Origin of the sequence: Roseomonas sp. KE2513 (assembly GCF_016107305.1) — a bacterium.
Classification (GTDB): Bacteria; Pseudomonadota; Alphaproteobacteria; order Acetobacterales; family Acetobacteraceae; genus Roseomonas.
This window is the reverse complement of record NZ_RCVR01000012.1, coordinates 1-18401: the sequence shown is the minus strand read 5'-3', so window position 1 is coordinate 18401 and position 18401 is coordinate 1. Positions and strand designations below refer to the sequence as shown.

Annotated in this window: 15 protein-coding genes; 3 read left to right on the top strand and 12 right to left on the bottom strand. The window is 72.5% G+C overall.

The features are described 5' to 3' along the window. Positions 1-41: 41 nt before the first annotated feature. From D9599_RS13755 to D9599_RS31365, 7 genes are all read right to left on the bottom strand, one after another. Complete coding sequence (locus D9599_RS13755) at positions 42-3224, bottom strand: PAS domain-containing protein (RefSeq protein WP_198381808.1); 3183 nt, start codon at positions 3222-3224, stop codon at positions 42-44. Positions 3225-3321: 97 nt separating this feature from the next. Next, a complete protein-coding gene (locus D9599_RS13750; protein WP_232480503.1) occupies positions 3322-4830 on the bottom strand; it encodes a Ppx/GppA family phosphatase in 1509 nt (502 codons plus the stop codon). Positions 4831-4934: 104 nt separating this feature from the next. Beyond that, a complete protein-coding gene (locus D9599_RS13745) occupies positions 4935-7262 on the bottom strand; it encodes an RNA degradosome polyphosphate kinase (protein ID WP_198381807.1) in 2328 nt (775 codons plus the stop codon). Between the two features lie 10 nt (positions 7263-7272). Further along, a complete protein-coding gene (locus tag D9599_RS13740) occupies positions 7273-8022 on the bottom strand; it encodes a chromosomal replication initiator DnaA (protein ID WP_198381806.1) in 750 nt (249 codons plus the stop codon). A gap of 11 nt (positions 8023-8033) precedes the next feature. Continuing rightward, the gene (locus D9599_RS13735) at positions 8034-9212 is read right to left on the bottom strand and encodes an AI-2E family transporter (protein ID WP_232480491.1); all 1179 of its coding nucleotides are present in this window, start codon (positions 9210-9212) and stop codon (positions 8034-8036) included. Then, a complete protein-coding gene (locus D9599_RS13730) occupies positions 9209-9841 on the bottom strand; it encodes a CDP-alcohol phosphatidyltransferase family protein (protein ID WP_232480490.1) in 633 nt (210 codons plus the stop codon). The genes D9599_RS13735 and D9599_RS13730 overlap by 4 nt, the downstream gene beginning before the upstream one ends. After that, the gene (locus D9599_RS31365; RefSeq protein WP_232480489.1) at positions 9825-10625 is read right to left on the bottom strand and encodes a hypothetical protein; all 801 of its coding nucleotides are present in this window, start codon (positions 10623-10625) and stop codon (positions 9825-9827) included. Before D9599_RS31365 ends, D9599_RS13730 begins: the two co-directional genes overlap by 17 nt. A 61-nt stretch (positions 10626-10686) precedes the next feature. On the opposite strand from D9599_RS31365, the gene purM reads away from it, so the two are divergent. The 3 genes from purM to D9599_RS13715 are packed head-to-tail and all read left to right on the top strand — an operon-like array spanning position 10687 to position 12631. Beyond that, the gene (gene purM, locus D9599_RS13725) at positions 10687-11748 is read left to right on the top strand and encodes a phosphoribosylformylglycinamidine cyclo-ligase (protein WP_198381804.1); all 1062 of its coding nucleotides are present in this window, start codon (positions 10687-10689) and stop codon (positions 11746-11748) included. Next, on the top strand, positions 11736-12422 hold the full coding sequence (gene purN / locus D9599_RS13720) for a phosphoribosylglycinamide formyltransferase (RefSeq protein WP_198381803.1): 687 nt from the start codon (positions 11736-11738) through the stop codon (positions 12420-12422). Before purM ends, purN begins: the two co-directional genes overlap by 13 nt. Next, a complete protein-coding gene (locus tag D9599_RS13715) occupies positions 12419-12631 on the top strand; it encodes a preprotein translocase subunit SecE (RefSeq protein WP_232480488.1) in 213 nt (70 codons plus the stop codon). The genes purN and D9599_RS13715 overlap by 4 nt, the downstream gene beginning before the upstream one ends. Positions 12632-12647: 16 nt before the next feature. Here the strand turns inward: D9599_RS13715 and D9599_RS13710 are convergent, their stop codons facing one another. From D9599_RS13710 to D9599_RS13690, 5 genes are all read right to left on the bottom strand, one after another. Continuing rightward, the gene (locus D9599_RS13710; protein ID WP_198381802.1) at positions 12648-13283 is read right to left on the bottom strand and encodes a hypothetical protein; all 636 of its coding nucleotides are present in this window, start codon (positions 13281-13283) and stop codon (positions 12648-12650) included. 102 nt (positions 13284-13385) lie between these two features. Continuing rightward, positions 13386-13856 carry a cupin domain-containing protein gene (locus D9599_RS13705; RefSeq protein WP_198381801.1) on the bottom strand — a complete coding sequence of 157 codons (471 nt, stop codon included), beginning with the start codon at positions 13854-13856 and terminating at the stop codon, positions 13386-13388. Beyond that, positions 13849-16455, bottom strand: coding sequence for a DNA translocase FtsK 4TM domain-containing protein (locus D9599_RS13700; protein ID WP_198381800.1), 2607 nt, complete (start codon positions 16453-16455; stop codon positions 13849-13851). The genes D9599_RS13705 and D9599_RS13700 overlap by 8 nt, the downstream gene beginning before the upstream one ends. Positions 16456-16639: 184 nt before the next feature. Next, a complete protein-coding gene (ahcY, locus tag D9599_RS13695; RefSeq protein ID WP_198381799.1) occupies positions 16640-18055 on the bottom strand; it encodes an adenosylhomocysteinase in 1416 nt (471 codons plus the stop codon). A gap of 123 nt (positions 18056-18178) precedes the next feature. Continuing rightward, positions 18179-18401, bottom strand: a 223-nt coding sequence (locus D9599_RS13690) for a PEP-CTERM sorting domain-containing protein (RefSeq protein WP_198381798.1), incomplete at its 5' end; no start/stop codon positions are given.

Below are 18401 nucleotides of genomic sequence, written 5' to 3'. Positions count from 1 at the left end.
GCAATAAGGCGTGAGCCGCACAGTGATTGCCGCCGGCGGCCCTATCCGGTACGCCGTCCGGCGCCTGCGGCGGCCTTCGCCTCGTCCGTCGCGGCGGCCAGGGCGGCGGCCAGCGCGTCGCGGCCGAAGGGCTTGTCCAGCCGGGGCACCTCGGGCGCCTCGCCAGCCGTCAGGTCGGCGTAGCCGGTGGCGAGGATCACGGGCAGGCCCGGATGCAACGCGGCGAGCCGCGCGGCCAGTTCCGCCCCGGTCATGCCGGGCATGGCGTGGTCGGTGATCACGAGGTCCGGCAGCGGGCCGGCGGCAAGCGCCTCCAGCGCGGCGGCAGCTGATTCCACTTCGCGCGCGGTGTGGCCGAGATCCGCAAGAAGCGCGGCATTGCTCGCCAGGACCAGCGGATCGTCGTCCACCAGCAGCACCGAAAGGCGCCGCGCGGCCGGCAGCGCGGGGAGGAGCGCGACCGGCGCCGGCGCGGCCTCGGAGCCGGGCTCGGCGCGCGGCAGCCAGATCTCGGCCGTGGTTCCCTGGCCCGGCGCGCTCACCAATCGCAGCGCTCCGCCCGATTGGGCGCAGAGGCCGTGGACCATGGAGAGGCCGAGGCCGGTGCCGCGCCCAACCCCCTTGGTGGTGAAGAAGGGCTCGGTGGCGCGCGCGAGGGTCTCGGCGTCCATCCCCGCCCCGTCATCGGAGACGAGGATGACGAGGCAGTCGCCGCCCGGCGGCGTGTCGCCGGCCCCCGCGAGGCCCCCGCGCGGCCCGGCGGGGGCGTTGCGCGCCGTCACCCTCACGCACCCGCCCGGGCAGCGCTCCGGGGCCATGGCGTCGCGCGCGTTGACGCAGAGGTTCAGGATGGCGAGCTCCAGCTGGTTCGGGTCGGCCAGCACCCACCAGAGGTCGTCGGGCAGCTCAATCTCGAGCGGCGTCGCGGGGCCGATGCTTCGGGCGAGGATGTCGCGGAGCGCGAGGATGAGGGCCGCCGTGTCCACCGCGCCCATTCGCAGCTCCTGCCGCCGCGCGAAGGCGAGCATGCGGCGGGTGAGCGCGGCCCCCCGCTCGGCAGCGCCCGCCATGCCCTCCAGCAGGCGCCGCGCGCCGGGATCGGCCCGCACGGCCTCTCGCTTGCCCAGCAGCGCCGCGCCCGAGGCGACGACCTGGAGAAGATTGTTGAAGTCGTGCGCCACCCCGCCGGTCAGCTGGCCCAGGGCCTCCATCTTGTGGGCATGGGCGAGCTGGGCCTGGGCAGCCTCGGCGGCCGCCACCGCCTCCCTCACCCGCTCCTCCAGCACGGCTTGGGCGGTCCGCCGCCCGGTGATGTCGGCATAGACGCCGACGCAGCGGACGCCGCCCGGCAGCTGCGGGTTGGGCGATGTCCCAGGAGAGGCCCCAAGTGAGTTCCCGGCGAGAAGGCGCCCGGTGGCCGAGATCCAGCGCTCGCCCGCGGGGACGAGCACACGGTGCTCGACCGTCACCGCCCCACCGCCGACGAGCATCCGCTTCCAGGCCGCGCGCGCCCCGGCCCGGTCCTCCGGATGGATCGCCGCCTCCCAGGAGGCGAGATCGCCGCAGCCATCGGCGGGCGCAGGCTGGCCGAGAAGCGCGAAGTGGCCGGGCGAGAAGACGCCCCGGCCGGAGGCGACCTCCACGTCGAAGGCGACCAGCCCGCCCGCCTCCACGGCCAGGCGAAGGCGCTCCTCGGCGGCAGCGAGGGCCGCGCGGTTCTCGGCCAGGCGCGCCTCGGCCCGGCGCAGGGCCGAGAGGTCCACGTGCACGCCCCTGAAGCGCAGGGCGCGGCCAAGCGCGTCCCGCTGCACCTCGGCCAGCGCCGAGATCCAGCGCGTCTCGCCCTCGGGGGTCGCAACCCGGTACTCGGAGAGGTAGTCGGGACCGCCGCCCCAGACCGCCGCCATGAAGTCCTCGGTCACACGCGCCCGGTCCTCGGGGTGGATCCGTTCCACCCAGGCCTCGTGCGGCTCGTCCGCGGCCTCGGGCGGCAGGCCATGCACCGCGAGGTATTCGGGGGAGCGGAAGTTGGTGAAGCGCACCCCGCCGTCCGGCCGGTGCTCCACCGCCACCTCGAACCCGCCCACCCGCGCCAAGCGCTGGGTGCGGGCAAGCTGCGCCTCCCGCTCGCGCAGCGCCCCGTCGCGCGCGGCGATCGTGTTGGCGGCGCGGGACAGCGCCGCGCCCACCATGTTCGCCTCGCGCAGCGAGGTCTGGATGGGCGGGACCGGGCGGCCCTGGCCGAGCACCGTGGCGGCCTCGGCAAGCTCGCCCATCGCGCGGGCGATCCGGCGGGCGGCGATAAGGGCGAGAAGCACGGCGCAGGCGAGCAGCAGCGCCCCCACCGCGACCAGCGCCCAGACGGCGCGGCGCACCGGCGCATCCACCTGCTCGGCCGCGAGGCTGGCGCCCACGTCCCAGCCGACGGCGGTGCGGGCATGGGTGAAGACGATCGGCACCCCGTCCGCCCGCTGGCCTCGCCAGACGGTGCTCGCTCCTTCGCGAAACCGCGGCCCAGCATCGGTGCCGAGGGCAGCCTCTGACACCGTGGTGCCCGCGACGATGCGGTGGCTCCGATCCACCACCAGGACACGCCATCCCGGATCGGGCAGGGAGAGGCGCAGGCGCTCCATCAGGAGGTCCGCGCGGAAGGTAGCGCCGATGAGCAGGCGCCTGCCCGCCCCGTCGGTGACGGGGAGCAACACGCCGTAGATCTGCGCCCCATTGGAGAATCCGGTGAAGAGGTCCGTCACGACAAGGCCGCTACCGCCAGCGGCGACCAGCTCCAGCCAGCCCGGGCGCGGCGGGGATTGGCCCTCCTCATGCCCGCGCGGGATGGCGGTGTGCAGGAGGAGGTTTCCCCCTGCGTCGCGCAATGTGACCTGGGAGCCGATGTCGCGCCCGACCGCGAGCATGTGCTCGCGCACCGCATCGAGGTTCCCGGCCTGGAAGGCGGTGGTGCCGGCGATGGCGCGAAGCGTGGAGGAGAGGGATTCGAATTCTGAATCGACCACCCTGGCCAGCCCCTCCGCGCGGGCGACGAGGGAGCGCTCGACGATGCCGCGCTGCGCCTCGGCGAAGCGCCAGAGCACGAGGCCGGCGAAGGCCAGGACGGGCAGCACCGCCGCGAGCGTGAGCAACAGCAGCCGCGCGCGCACCCCGAGGGCACGCGCCGGCCTGCCGGCGGCCTTGGTCAGAGCCGGAACAGGATTCCCCTGAAGCATCGATGCGAACCTGCACCGGAGGCGGGGCGGGCGCCAGCGCCAGATCCCCTCCGATGACCCTGCGCACGCGCGCTTGATGAAGGGGCCGGCGCGGCGCTCAGGCTGGTTCCTGGCGCGGGGCCAGCCTCACGACCGCCTCCATCCCCATTGCGGCGGCCAGTGCCTCCACCCGGCGCTGCACGCCCTCCCCCGCGAAGACGCCGCTTCCCTCGACAAGCCAGAGCGTGAGCCGCTGCCCGCTGATGGCGAGCGAGGTGCCCGCCAGCAGCGCGAGCGTGCCGCCCGAGAGGGTATAGGCGAGGCGCAGGGCGGCCGCGATCCGCTCCGCCCGCTGCTGCACCGCGGGGCCGAGCAGGGCACGGGCGGGCGCGACCACCGCCGGGTCGGCGGCGTCGTAGCGGAGCGCGGTGACGAGGGCGAGGAAGGCGCGGGCATGGTGGTCGAGCCCCACGCCGGGCTGGCGCAGCACGCGGAGGAAGGCCTGCTCCGCACGGTAATCCGGGTGGTCATGGCTGCCGACGTCCGAGAGCTGGCAGGCGGTGCGGCGCAGCGCCGCCTCGACCGGTCCCTCCTCGGGAAAGAGGGGCGCGGTCCAGGCCGTGAGGGCCGCAGGTAGGGCGGGATCCCGGCCGAAGCGGGCGGCGAGTTCCGTGCCCACCGCGAGCAGCGGGTCCTGGGCCCGCGTGTCGTCGCTCAGCAGGCGGGAGTACCAGCCCTCCCGCAGCCCGTTCGCCGAGAATACCACCCGCCGCGCGCCGGTCAGGCGCAGCAGGCGGCGCAGCGCGACGGCGGCATAGGGCAGGTCCGCCGCCCGCTTGGCCGGCGCGCCCGGCAGGCGGCCCGAACGCTCCCCCGCCGCGATCACGGCGGCGCAGAGGTCGCGTGCCTCGTCCCGCCGGAGCACGTAGTGATGCACGATCGAGAGCGGGTAGCCCGTCTGGACGATGTGGATCTTCGCCAGTGCCCGCCAGGCGCCGCCGACGAGATAGAGGTCCCTCCCCTGCCCGCGCCCGAGCCAGGGCACGGCCGAGAGCGCGGCTTCGGCGATGGCGCGCGCGCGGGTGGGGTCATTACCGGACTGCTCGGCCAGACGGATGACGCCGAGCGGCAGGCTCACCGAGGCGGCGGGGCGGCCGGCGGAGAGGTCCACCAGTTCCAGGCTGCCGCCGCCGATATCGCCGAGAATGCCGTCCGCCCCGGGCACGCCGAGCAGCACGCCGTCCGAGGACATCGCCGCCTCCTCCTCGCCGGAGAGAATGCGGAGCGGCACGCCGGGCATGCGCGCGCGGAGCGCATCGGCGAAGGCGGGGCCATTGGCGGCGTCGCGCATGGCGGCGGTGGCCAGCACCTCGATCGGGCTCGCCCCCATGGCGCGGGCGATGGCGAGATAGCGGCCCATGATGGTCAGCGCGCCCTCGACCGCCTCGGCGTTGAGCCGGCCCGTCGAGTGCAGGCCGCGGCCGAGCCCGAGCACGGCCTTCTCGTTGAAGATCGTCGAGGGATTGCGCCCCCGGCCCTCAAAGATGACGAGGCGAACCGAGTTGGACCCGAGATCGACCACCCCGGCGCGTGCCGGAGGCTCGTCGCTCCCGGCGCGTGCCGGCAATACGGCGCCCGCGCCCGCTGTCGGGGGCGCGGCAGCCGCACGTGGCGGGACCGCCTCGGCGCCCGAGGGCGGGAGGCGGGATGCTTCAATTGTTGCCAAGCGTGTCAGTCCTGCGCGACGCGGTCCGGCCGGCGCCGAGCGGGGGCGCGCGGGCGCGGTGCCCGGTGCAACGCGCTACCGCGCCCGGAGAGGGAGGGATTGGTCATGAAATACTCGTGCGCCGAGAGCGGCTGCGCGCCCGCCGCGCTGGCTAGGCTCGCGACGCGCCGGTAGGAGCCGTCGGGGTGGAGTTCCCAGGATTGGTCCCGGTCCTTGAGGTTCACCACCATGATCTGGTCGAGCACCTGGGCGTGCACGGTGGGGTTCTCTACCGGCACCATGGTCTCCACCCGCCAGTCCATGTTGCGGGCCATCCAGTCCGCGCTGCTGATGAAGACGCGGGCGCGGCGGCTGGGCAGGCGGTGGCCGTTGGCGAAGACGCAGATGCGGGAATGCTCCAGGAAGCGGCCGACGATGGACTTCACCCGGATGTTCTCGGACAGGCCGGCGACGCCGGGGCGCAGGCAGCAGATGCCGCGGATGATGCAGTCGACCTTCACCCCGGCCATGCTGGCCCGGTAGAGCGCGTCGATCAGCCCCTCGTCCACCAGGGAGTTCAGCTTCAGCCAGATGCCGGAGGGTCGGCCCTCGCGGGCATTCACGATCTCCTGCTCGATGAGGCCCATCAGCGTGGGGCGCAGCGTGAGCGGGGCGAAGGCGAGGCTCTCCATCGTCTCGGGCCGCGCGTAGCCGGTCATGTAGTTGAACAGCCGCGCAGCGTCCCTCGTGAGGCCAGGATCGGCGGTGAAGAAGGAGAGGTCCGTGTAGATGCGCGCGGTGACGGGATGGTAGTTCCCCGTCCCGAAATGCGCATAGGAGCGGAGCGAGCCGCTCTCCCGCCGCACGACGAGGCTGACCTTGGCGTGGGTCTTGAGGTCCACGAAGCCGTAGACGACCTGCACCCCCGCCGATTCCAGCTCGCGCGCGAGAGCGATGTTGCGCTCCTCGTCGAAGCGGGCCTTCAGCTCCACCATGGCGGTGACGGACTTGCCCGAATCCGCGGCCTCGATCAGGGCGCGCGCGATTGGGCTGTCGCGGCTCGTGCGGTACAGGGTCTGCTTGATCGCCACCACCGCCGGGTCGCGCGCGGCCTGGCGGAGGAACTGCACGACCACGTCGAAGGATTCGTAGGGGTGGTGGACGACGATGTCCTTTGCCCGGATCGCCGCGAAACAGTCCCCACCAAAGTCGAGGATCCGCTCGGGGAAGCGCGGCGTGTAGGGCTTGAACAGCAGGTCCGGCCGGTCATCCAGGATGAGCTGGGTGAGGTCCGAGAGGCCGAGCAGCCCCTCCAGCGTGAAGATCTCCCCCTGCGGCGCGTCCAGCTCCTCGGCCACGAGGTCCACGAGGTCGGGCGGCGTGTCGGAGGTGATGGAAAGGCGGATGGCGCGGCCGCGACGGCGGCGCTTCAGCGCGCTCTCGTAGGAGCGGACGAGATCCTCGGCCTCCTCCTCGAACTCCACGTCGGTGTCGCGGATGAGGCGGAAGAGGCCGCGTTCCGCGAGGATGAAGCCAGGGAAGAGGCGGCGGAGGTTGAGGAGGATCACCTCCTCCAGCAGCACGAAGCGGGCAGGCTCGCGCGCGCCCTCCACCCTCGGTCCCGCGGGCAGGCGGATGAATCGCTCGATCTGTGGCGGCAGGGGAAGGATCGCGCGCATGGTGCCGCCGTCCTCCTCCCGAACGAGCTTCATGATGAGGCAGAGGGCGAGGTTCGCGAGAAAGGGGAAGGGGTGCGCGGGGTCGATGGCCAGCGGCGTCACCACCGGGAATACACGCTCCATGAACCAGTTGGACAGCCATTCCCGGTCGGCGGCCGAGAGGTCGGCGGGGTCGCTCAGCAGGATCCCAGCCTCGGCCAGCTGGCCGCGCAGGCTGAGCCAGCCCTCCTGCTGGCGGGTGAGCAGCCGGCCGGCGCGCTCGTGGACGGCCGCGAGCTGCTGGCTGGGCGTGAGACCGTCCGGCGAGATGGCGGCGATGGCCGCCCGCTCCTGCCCCGCCAGGCCCGCCACGCGGACGGAGTAGAACTCGTCCAGGTTGGCCGAGGAGATGGCGACGAAGCGCAGGCGCTCGAGCAGCGGGTGGGCGGGGTTGGCCGCCTCCTCCAGCACGCGCTCGTTGAAGGCTAGCCAGGAGAGTTCCCGGTTGATGAAGCGCCCGGGATCGGTCAGCGCGGGCTCGGGCGCCACCGCGGGGTCCGGGGCCGCTTCGGCGGTGGCGGGCGCGGGCGTGCCGCGGAGCGAGGCCGCCTCGGCACGTGGCGTCCGGGGCACGGAGCCCCTGGGGGCCTCGGGCCGGGTCGGGTCGGTCTTGGCGGTGTCCTGATTGGCGTCCATGACCCTAACGCTACAGCAAGGTTCCCATGGAAGCGGAGGGTGCGTCCGGGGTTGCCACGAAATCGTCACCGGAGCCGTCGCCGATCTCGTCGCCGCTCCCGTCCAACAGGCCGGCGAGCGCGGAGCGGGCCAGGGCTCGGGTGACGCCGCCCCCGCCGGCCAGCGCGGCGCGGTCGAGCCGGGCGGCGGCCTCGGCCAGCACCGCGGCCTCCCGGGGCAGGCGGGCGAGGAGCCAGTCCTGTACGGCGGGCTCCACCCGTAGCTGGCGCCGCTCGAAATGGCGGGCCAGCAGGGTGCGCAGCAGCGCGTCCGTCGGCTGCCCGAGTGCGGCCGAGGCGGTGGCGCGCAGCCGGCTGGCGAGGTCCGGCAGGGCCACGGGCCAGCGGGAGGGCGGCTCCCGGCCGGCCATCAGCAGCAGGTGCCCGCCCGCGGCGCAGGCGTTGATGAGGTGGAACAGCGCCGGCTCCTCCGCCGCGCAGTCGGCGTCGTCGAGGGCGGTGGGCGCGCCTTCGGGCACGCCGCGCAGAAGCGGCCCCGAGAGGCGGCGCAGACCGAGCCGGCGGGAAGCCTGAGCGAGCAGGGCCGATTTCCCGCTGCCCTCCGGCCCGTGCAGCGCGAGGCGCCCGGCCGGCCAGCTCGTGGGATCGCCGAGCCAGGTGCGGGCGACGGCGTTGGAGGAATCCGGGACCGGGTCGATCTCGATCTCGGCGCGCGGGATAAGCGGCAGGGGAAGCTGCCGGGCTGAGGGGAATGGGGCCATGAGGTGGGCGCTCAGCCCCCGGTCCGGGGCGGGTCGAGGTAGAGGGGACTCTCGAGATAGCGGCGCAGCCAGTAACGGGCGAGCACCCCGATCATGGCCGCGATCGGCACCGCCAGCAGCACGCCGAGGAAGCCGAAAGCCACGCCGCCGGCGAAGAGGGCGAAGATCACCCAGACCGCGTGAAGCTCCACCCGGTCTCCCAGCAGGCGAGGGTAGATGATGTAGCCCTCCACGATCTGGCCGGTGAGGAAGATGCCGACCACCATGCCCACGCCGCGCAGGGTGCCGAACTGGCCGATGGCCAGCAGGATGGCCGTCGCCATGCCGGTGAGGGAGCCGACATAGGGGATGAAGGTGAACATCCCCGCGAGCAGCCCGACCAGCAGCCCGAGTTCCAGCCCGACCGCCGAGAGCGCGAGGGCGTAGTAGACGGCGAGCAGGGCGCAGCAGAGCAGCTGCCCGCGAAGCCATGCCGAGAGCACGCGGTCCGTATCGCGCGCGAGCTGGCGCAGCACGGCGGCGTTGCGGCGGGGCAGCCAGGTCTCGATCCGCGCCATCAGCCGCGGCCAGTCCCGCAGCAGGTAGAAGCCGACCACGGGGGTGACCACGGCGAAGGTGAAGACGCTGAACAGCGCGTAGCCGCCGCCGATGAGGCGCGTGGCCGAGGTGCCGAGCCAGACGAGGATCGATCCCACCTGCGACACCGCGAGATCCTGCAGGCGCGGGTCCAGTTCCATGGGCGCGATGGCGTTCTCGGCCGCCGCCAGCAGGTCCTGCACCATCATGCCGATGCGCGTGACATAGGAGGGCAGGCGCGCCAGCAGCACGCCGATCTGGGAGATGAGCAGCGGGTAGAGCAGCAGCAGGGCGAGGAGCGCCAGCGCCATCAGCCCGGTGATCAGCAGCCCGGCCCCTAGCCAGCGCGGCACCCCGATCCGGGCGAGGCGCGCGGCCACGGGGTCGAGGAAATAGGCGATGCAGACCGCCAGCACGAAGGGCGTGAGGATCGCCGAGAAGAACCAGAGGCAGAAGACGGCGGCCGAGAGCAGCCCGAAGACGAGCCCCATCCGCTGCGCACGCGTCGCGCTGCGCGGCCCCGGTGAGGGCGGCAGGGGCCCTCGCGCGGGCGGGCGGGCGGGGGCCGCGGTGGCTGGCGGGCCACCGGACTTCCCCTCGTCCAGCGGCATCATGCCGGCAGGGACCGCGAGGCATCGCGCACATAGGCGGCGCCGGAGGCGATGGTGGTGCCCGCGACGCAGCCGATGAGGGCGGGCATCAGCCACCCGCCATCGAACCCGTACCCGCGCAGGAACAGCGCCGCCGCGGCGAGCGCGATCTGCATCGCCGTATTCAGCTTCGAGACGAAGAGCGGCCGGATGGCGGGCCGCACGCCCATGAGGGCGAGGACCATCAGCCCGCCCACGATCAGCACGTCGCGGAACACGACGAGGATGGCGAGCCAGTCCGGCAGCACGCCGATGATGGCCAGCGTGACATAGACGGAGACGAGCAGCGCCTTGTCGGCCATGGGATCGAGGATGGAGCCGAGGAAGGAGCGCGCGTTCCGCACGCGTGCCAGCCAGCCGTCCACCGCGTCCGAAACCCCGGCGCCGATGAAGAGGAGGAAGGCGATGTCCAGGCGGTGCTGGATGATCAGCCACACCACCACCGGCACGATGCAGAGCCGGGCGAGGGTAATGACGTTGGGAAGGGTGAAGAGCGCGCTCTCGGAGGGGTGGATGGCGGCCTGCCCCGCCTCCACACGGGCCTCCGGTCGCCCGGAGCGCCCGTCGAGCTCGCCGTCAGGCCCCTCCGGCAAGGCCGACTCGCCAGGCCGGGCCCGTGGTGGGAACGGGCAGCCCGTTGGCCGCGGGCGGCTGGCTGGGCGCCAGCAGGATTCCGCCCTGTGCCAGCTCCGGCGCCGCGACGCCCGGCGGGCTGCGCAGCCCGATCCGCAGCCGCGCGCCGTCCACGGCGATCGCGAGGACATCGACGCTGCCGACTGAAGGCTGGGCCAGCAGGCGCTGGCGCAGCGTCAGGTACTCGGCGAAGGAGCCGAATCGGGCACCAGCCTCAAGATAGGCCGTCAGCGGCATGACGGGCGGCACGCCCGGCGGCAGGGCGGCGGGCGAGGCCGGGGCCGGTCCGCCGAGCGGCGGCACCGTGCCACCCCCCGATGCCGCGGGCACGGAGCCGCCGGAATTCGTGCCGGCGCCGCGGAAGCGGACCGTGTAGCGGCCGGAATAGCCGTTGAGGGTGGTGCGCTCCTGCTCCACCACCATGCTCGTCACCAGCGACTCGATCTGGGAGGCCGAGGCGTTGGGATTGGCCCCCGTGGCCGCGGCGTAGCGCTGGTAGGCCAGGCGCTGGGCATTGGCGATCGCCCGTTCCCGCGCCAGCACGGCGTTGGCGGCGGTGGCTTCGGCGGGCACGCCGCGCTGCACGGCCGGATCGTCCTGCGCGCGCGCCGGGGCTCCTGGCAGGAGCAGCGCCGCCAGGGCCAGGGCCAGGGCTCCGGCCGCCCGCAGGCCGAATTCCCGCAAGCGGCGGATTGCGCCCGTGCCCGGGACATGATGGGTAGCGCGACCGTCTGAACTGGGCATAAGCCGCCTCCCGTGGAGCGCATCCTGCTTCGCCCCTGGGGATAGCCGATCAAGGACCGCCATGACCAGACTGACCTACCGCGACGCCGGCGTGGACATCGAGGCCGGCGACGCGCTGGTGGACCGGATCAAGCCGCTCGCCCGTTCCACGGACCGCACCGGGACCATGGGCGGGCTCGGCGGCTTCGGGGCGCTGTTCGACCTCCGCGCCGCCGGGTTCCAGGACCCCGTCCTCGTCTCCTCGACCGATGGCGTGGGCACGAAGCTGCGGCTGGCGATCGATGCGCGCCACCACGGGACGGTCGGCATCGACCTCGTGGCCATGTGCGTGAACGACCTCGTGGTGCAGGGCGCCGAGCCGCTCTTCTTCCTCGACTACTTCGCGACCGGCGCGCTCGACGTGGCGCAGGCGGCCGAGGTGGTCTCGGGAATCGCCGAGGGCTGCCGGCAGGCCGGCTGCGCGCTGGTGGGCGGCGAGACCGCGGAGATGCCGGGCATGTACCACAAGGGCGACTACGACCTCGCGGGCTTCTCGGTCGGCGCGGCGGAGCGGGGCGCGCTGCTGCCGGCGGGCGACGTGGGGCCGGGGGACATCGTGCTCGGCCTCGGCGCCTCGGGCGTGCACTCCAACGGCTTCTCCCTCGTCCGCCGCATCCTGGAGGCCGGGAACGCTGGCCTGGGCGACCCCGCACCCTTCGCGGCCGGCCGCAGCCTCGGCGAGGCGCTGCTGGAGCCGACGCGCATCTATGTGAAGCCGGTGCTGGCGCTGCACCGCGCCGGACTGATCAAGGCGGCGGCCCATATCACCGGCGGCGGCCTGCCCGGCAACCTGCCTCGCGTGCTGCCCGAGGGCACGGCCGCCGTGGTGGAGGCCGGCTCCTGGCCCGTGCCGCCCGTCTTTGCCTGGCTGGCCCGCACGGGCGGCGTGGCGCCGGAGGAGATGCTGCGCGTTTTCAACTGCGGCATCGGCATGGCCCTGGTGGTCGAGCCGGGCAAGGTGGAGGCGGCCGTCGCGATGCTCGCCGAGCACGGCGAGACCGCCCACCGCATCGGCTGGATCGAGGCCGGCGCGGGCGAGGCCGAGGTGCGGATGGAGGGGCTTTCCGCCGCATGGCCGAACTGAAGCGGCGCGTCGCGGTGCTCATCTCCGGCCGCGGCAGCAACCTCGGCGCGCTGATCGAGGCGGCGCGCCACCCCGCCTATCCCGCCGAGCTGGCCCTTGTCCTCTCCAATCGCGCCGACGCCGCCGGGCTGGAGCGCGCGCGGGCGGCGGGCATCGCGACGGCGGTGGTCGAGAGCCGCCCCTTCGGCCGCGACCGCGCGGGCTTCGAGGCGGCAATGGGCGCCAAGCTGACGGAGGCCGGGATCGAACTGATCGCGCTGGCCGGCTTCATGCGCGTGCTGACGGAGGATTTCGTCACCGCCTGGTCGGGGCGGATGCTCAACATCCACCCAAGCCTGCTGCCCGCCTTCCCCGGCCTCGACACCCATGCGCGGGCGATCGCGGCGGGGGTGCGGCTGCACGGCTGCACCGTGCATTTCGTGACCCCGGGCGTGGACGAGGGGCCGATCATCGCCCAGTCCGCCGTGCCCATCCTGCCCAGGGACGACGAGGCGGCGCTGGCCGCGCGGGTCCTGGCTGAAGAGCACCGGCTCTACCCCGCGGCTCTCGCCTGGGCGGCCTCCGGCGCCGCTCGGCTGGAGGCTGGGCACGCGGTCATCGAGGCGCCGATGGCCGAGGGCGCCCTCGCCAACCCCTTGCCGGTGCTGCCCGCGCTCCCTACAGAAATGCCATGAACGCCGCCCCGCCCGATCCCCGGCGGGCGGCCCAGCACGGGGCACCGACCATGGCCGAGGCCAAGCAGACGATCGACTTCGAGGAAGTGCGGGCGAAGGACATCATCGCCGACCGCCAGACGGGCTGGGCCCAGTTCACCCGCGCGACGAGCTGGGCGATCGGCATCGTCGTGGTGATCCTGATCCTGCTGAAGCTCTTCTTCGGCTGAGAAGCCTGCCGCGCCTCTAACGGCGCGGCATCGCGAGGCCGCCCAGTCCGAGACTGCGGCCCATCTCGCCGAGATCGACCCGCCGGTAGCCCTCCGGCACGCGGAAGCGGGCGGGGTCCTGGCGCGCGTACTCCACTCGCGTTGCCTCCAGTCCCTCGCCACGCTCGTTCACACCGCGAAGCAGCACGCCATCGGCGGTCAGGCAGGCGGTGCCGCGCTGGCCGCTCTCGTCGAAGCGGTAGTTGGTGCAGCGCTGCCCGGCCTGGGTGGCGCTGCCGGCGCCCGTCAGGCGCGCGGATTCCACCATGCGGAGGTAGCGCATCGCCTCGTCCTGCCGGACCGGGCTGGGCGTCACGACACGCATCGAATCCATCACCATCTCGGTTCGCCCGGTGCGGCGGTCGGCCAGCCCCCAGGCGGGCATGGAGGGGGCTTCAACACGCAGCCGCCCCTCCGAGGCGAGGGCGGCCACCGTGAACTCGCGCGGCGTCTGGGGAGAGGCATTGCCGAGCACCCGGTAGGTCACCACCACATCCCGCGTCGGGAAGCTCGGCGGGCGGTTCTGGGCCTGGGTCTGGGCTGCGGCCGTGCCCGCCGCGAGGGTGGCCAGGGAAAGAACGGTCGCGGCGAGGGCGGGCAGCGATCGGCACATCGGGTGGCCTCCAGTTGGGGCATGATGGGAGAGAAGGGCCTGGGTCAGCCGCCCGGCAAGGGCGGATCAAGCCTCCGTGTTGCGCGGTCCCCTCCCCTGCGGTCAGGCCCAGATCGGGCAGCCCTCCACCGGATCGGCCTCCGGGCGGGGAACGGCGGCGATGTTGGCGGCCACCTCGGCGGCCTCCGCGGGATCGCCCCGGCGGATGTCGTAGTCGCCCCCGCCAGGATAGGCGCCGACGATCTCGAAGTCCTCGCTCGCCCATTCCCGGCAATGGCCGACGCCGGCCGGGATCACCATGGCGTCGCCGGCGCGCAGCGTGAGGGTCTCCCCATCCGGGCCGCCGAAGCGCACCCGCGCCTCGCCCCGCGAGACGCCGAGCGCCTCATGCGCGATGCTGTGGAAGTGGTGATAGTCGAACACGCCGTTCGTCCAGGCGTTGGACCAGCCGTGGCGCGCGAAGTGCTGGGTGATCGCTTCGGCGTCGGCGTTCAGCGCGCCGCGCCACACCAGCAGCGGCAGCCCCGAGTTGGGGAGGCCGCCGGAGGGGGCGAAGCGATGCCTCTCAGTCATCTGCCCCCGCACGCGCCAGCACCTCGCGCTTGCCGACATGGTTGGCGGGGCCGACCACGCCGTCGCGCTCCATCTGCTCGATGAGCTTGGCGGCGCGGTTGTAGCCGATGTTGAGGTGGCGCTGGACGAAGCTCGTGCTCGCCTTGCCCTCGCGCGAGACAAGGGCAACGGCCTGCTCGTAGAGGCCCTTCTCGCCGCCGCCGGCATCCAGCGCCGCCATGGCGCCGCCGCCCTCCTCGTCGTCATCGACCTCGGTGACCTCGTCGATATAGGCGGGCTCGCCCTGCTCGCGCAGGAACTCCACCACGCGCTCCACCTCCTCGTCGGAGACGAAGGGACCGTGCACGCGGTTCACCCGCCCGCCGCCAGCCATGTGCAACATGTCGCCCTGGCCGAGCAGCTGCTCCGCCCCCTGCTCGCCGAGGATGGTGCGGCTGTCGATCTTGGAGGTGACGGAGAAGGAGATACGCGTCGGGAAGTTCGCCTTGATGGTGCCGGTGATAACGTCCACCGAGGGGCGCTGCGTTGCCATGATGACGTGGATGCCGGCGGCGCGCGCCATCTGCGCGAGCCGCTGCACCGCGCCCTCGATCTCCTTGCCCGCCACGATCATCAGGTCCGCCATCTCGTCGATGACGACGACGATCATGGGCAGCGATTCGAGCGCCAGCGGCTGCTCCTCGAAGACGGGCTTGCCCGTCTCGGGGTCGAAACCGGTCTGCACGCGGCGCGTCAGCTGCTCGCCGCGCGAGGAGGCGGCCGTGACCTTCTCGTTGTAGCCGCCGATGTTGCGGACGCCGAGCTGGCTCATCGCCTTGTAGCGGCGTTCCATCTCGCGGACCGTCCACTTCAGCGCGCCGATCGCCTTGGGTGGGTCCGTCACCACCGGGGCAAGAAGGTGCGGGATGCGGTCATAGACCGAGAGCTCCAGCATCTTCGGGTCGATCATGATGAAGCGGCACTCGTTCGGCCCGAAGCGGTAGAGCAGCGAGAGGATCATCGTGTTGATCCCGACCGACTTGCCCGAGCCGGTGGTGCCCGCGATCAGCAGGTGCGGCATGCGCGCGAGATCGGCGACAACTGGCGCGCCGCCAATGTCCTTGCCGAGCGCCAGCGGCAGCTTGCCGGGGTTACGCGCCCAGTCCTCGGCCTCCATCATCTCGGAGAAGTAGACCGTCTCGCGCTTGGCGTTCGGCAGCTCGATGCCGATGACGTTGCGGCCGGGGACGGTCGCGATGCGGACGGCGAGCACGGACATGCTGCGCGCGATGTCGTCGGCCAGGCCGATGACGCGGGCAGATTTCGTGCCCGGCGCCGGTTCCAGCTCGTAAAGGGTGACCACCGGGCCCGGGCGGATATCGGCGATGCGGCCGCGCACGCCGTAGTCGTCGAGCACGGATTCGAGCATCCGCGCATTCTCCTCCAGGAACTCCTGGGAGGGGCCGCTCTCCCGTCGCGGCGGCGCGGGCTTCAGGAGGGAGAGGGGCGGCAGGCGGAAGCGGCCGTCATCGCCCTTCTTCACGGACTCGGAAATGGGCAGGCGGCGCGGGGGCAGCACGCGGTCGGCAATGCGGGGCGCGTCGCCCGCGGGGCGGCGGGGCGCCTCGGGCTCGGGCGCGGACTCCGCCTCAGCGGCCGGCTGCTCGGCCTGCGGGCGCTCTGGCTGAGGCCGCGGGGCGCGGCGGGCCGGGCGCGGGGCCTCGGCCGCGGCATCGGCCGCGCGCAGCATGGCGGAAAGCTGGGGCGAGGGCTGCGGCCGGCGCCGCACGAGTTCAACAAGCCGCTGCGGGGCGCCGAGGAGGCGAGCGAACAGGCCGGGCTTCTCCTCGGCCAGCTCACGACGCATGGTCAGGCGGTCACGGGTCTGCCGTGCCTCGGCCGCGCGGGCGCGTGCCAGGTTGCGGCGCCGCAGAATGTTCCCGGCCAGCCCCGAGCCCCGGCGCGCCGCAGCTCCGCCCGCCCGGCGCCAGGAGGAGAGCGGGATGGCAAGGGCAAGAAAGGTCGCGGCGAGGGCCAGCACGAGGATGCCGATATTGCCCAGCACCTCGCCGAGCGGGCCGAACAGCGCGCCCACGGTATCGTCCACCGCCTGCTGAACGAGCGGCCCCATGGCGCCGCCGGGCGTGCCGCCCGGGAAGGGCGCGGGCAGCGGGCTGGCCGCGAAGGCGGCGGCCAGCAGCGGCAGCCCCGCCAGCAGCGCCGCCACCCGACCGGCGAAGGGCGAGAGGCCGCGATGGGTGGAGAGCCGCATCGCCCAGGTCATGAGGCAGAGGGCCGGCAGCAGCCCGGCCCAGCCGAAGCCCTGCAGCAGCACGTCGGAGACAAGGGCGCCGAAGGGACCAGCAAGGTTGGTCGGCGCGCGCGAGGTGGCAGTGGAGAGGGACGGATCGGCCGGATTATGGCTGGCCAGCGCCACCAGCACCGCGAGGCCCAGCAGCCCCGCGATCATCCCCATGAGTTGTCCGCCCCGCCGCCTCAGCGCCGCCTTCACAGCGGGCGAGGCAAAGCGGCGCAGCCCGGCCGCGGTGCCGAAAGGGTTCATGGACGGGGCCGCGCTGCTCACGGGGCTGGCGGATCGGTCGGCGGAGGCGCGCGGCATGGTCTTCCCGGCTTCGATTGATGCAGCCGGGAAAGACTACACGCTAAACACTTGTTTGGGCTACACAGTTTGCGCCAAATCAGGATCGCTCACAAAAAAGGCGGGAGCGCCGGCCGCCCTGGCCGACACCCCCGCCCGAAGAGCGATGCGGTCGAAGGGGCAGCTTCCGCCGCCCGACCCGTGGTCAGTAGCGGTACTGCTCGGCCTTGAAGGGACCGGCCTCCGGCACGCCGATATAACCGGCCTGTTGCGGGGTGAGCTTCGTCAGCTTCGCGCCGACCTTCTCGAGGTGCAGGAAGGCCACTTTCTCGTCGAGGTGCTTGGGCAGGGTATAGACCTGCTTCCCGTAAGCCGCGCCGTTCGTCCAGAGCTCAATCTGCGCAAGCGTCTGGTTGGTGAAGGACGCCGACATCACGAAGGAGGGGTGACCGGTCGCGTTGCCGAGGTTCACCAGCCGCCCCTCGGAGAGAAGGGTGATGCGCTTGCCGTCGGGGAACTCGATCTCGTCCACCTGCGGCTTGATGTTCGTCCACTTGAGGTTGCGCAGCGACGAAACCTGAATCTCGCTGTCGAAGTGGCCGATGTTCGAGACAACGGCACGGTTCTTCATGGCGCGCATGTGCTCGATCGTGATGACGTCCACGTTGCCGGTCGCCGTCACGAAGATGTCGGCGCGCGGGGCGGCGTCCTCCATCGTCACGACCTCGTAGCCCTCCATCGCGGCCTGGAGCGCGCAGATCGGATCGACCTCCGTCACCATCACGCGGCAGCCGGCATTGCGGAGGGAAGCGGCGGAGCCCTTGCCGACGTCACCGAAGCCGGCGACGCAGGCGACCTTGCCGGCCATCATCAGGTCCGTGCCGCGGCGGAGCGCGTCCACCAGCGACTCACGGCAGCCGTAAAGGTTGTCGAACTTCGACTTGGTGACGCTGTCGTTCACGTTGATGGCGGGGAAGAGGAGCTTGCCCTCCTTCGCCATGGTGTAGAGGCGGTGAACGCCCGTCGTCGTCTCCTCCGACACGCCCTTCAGCGCGGCGGCCAGCTTGGCGAACCAGCCGGGCTTCTCGGACAGGGTGCGCTTGATGAGGGCGAAGAAGACCGTCTCCTCATCGTTCGTCGCGCCGTCCAGGAACTTCGTGTCTCCTTGTTCGGCGCGCAGACCGTAATGGACGAGCAGCGTCATGTCGCCGCCATCGTCGAGCAGCAGGTTCGGCTCGCCACCATCGGCCCACTCAAGAGTGCGGCGGACGTAGTTCCAGTAGTCCTCCAGGCTCTCGCCCTTGATGGCGAAGACCGGCGTGCCGGTGGCGGCGATGGCTGCCGCGGCGTGGTCCTGAGTGGAGAAGATGTTGCAGGACGACCAGCGGACATCGGCGCCGAGCGCCTTCAGCGTCTCGATCAGCACCGCCGTCTGGATTGTCATGTGCAGGCAGCCGGCGATGCGGGCGCCCTTCAGCGGCTGGCTGGTACCGTACTCGCGGCGGGTGGCCATCAGGCCGGGCATCTCGTCCTCGGCCATCTCAATCTCCTTGCGGCCCCAGGCGGCAAGGGAGAGGTCGGCGACGACGTAATCGGCTTTGGGGGGAAGCGTATCGGGCATGGGGGGCGTGGCCTTTCGGGATTGGCCGTCGCCTATCACAGGCGCGGCGCCGAAGCCAGGGGGCGCCGAACCATATCAGGATATCTTTATATAATGGCGAGGGGATGAGGCCCCTCCCCAGCGTCAGCGCCGGCGGCGTACCAAGCCCAGCCCGAACAGGCCTGCGCCAAAAAGAGCCAGGCTTGCGGGTTCGGGCACCGAGGTGGCGGCGCTGGGCATCATCGTGGCGGTCAGGGTGCCGAAGAAGGAGCAGGCACCAGTCCAGCCGCAGGAACCGCCGTTATCCGTGTTGTAGAAGCCACGCACGGTGGTCGTGCCGTCCTGGTCGAGATCCGGGTCGATGATA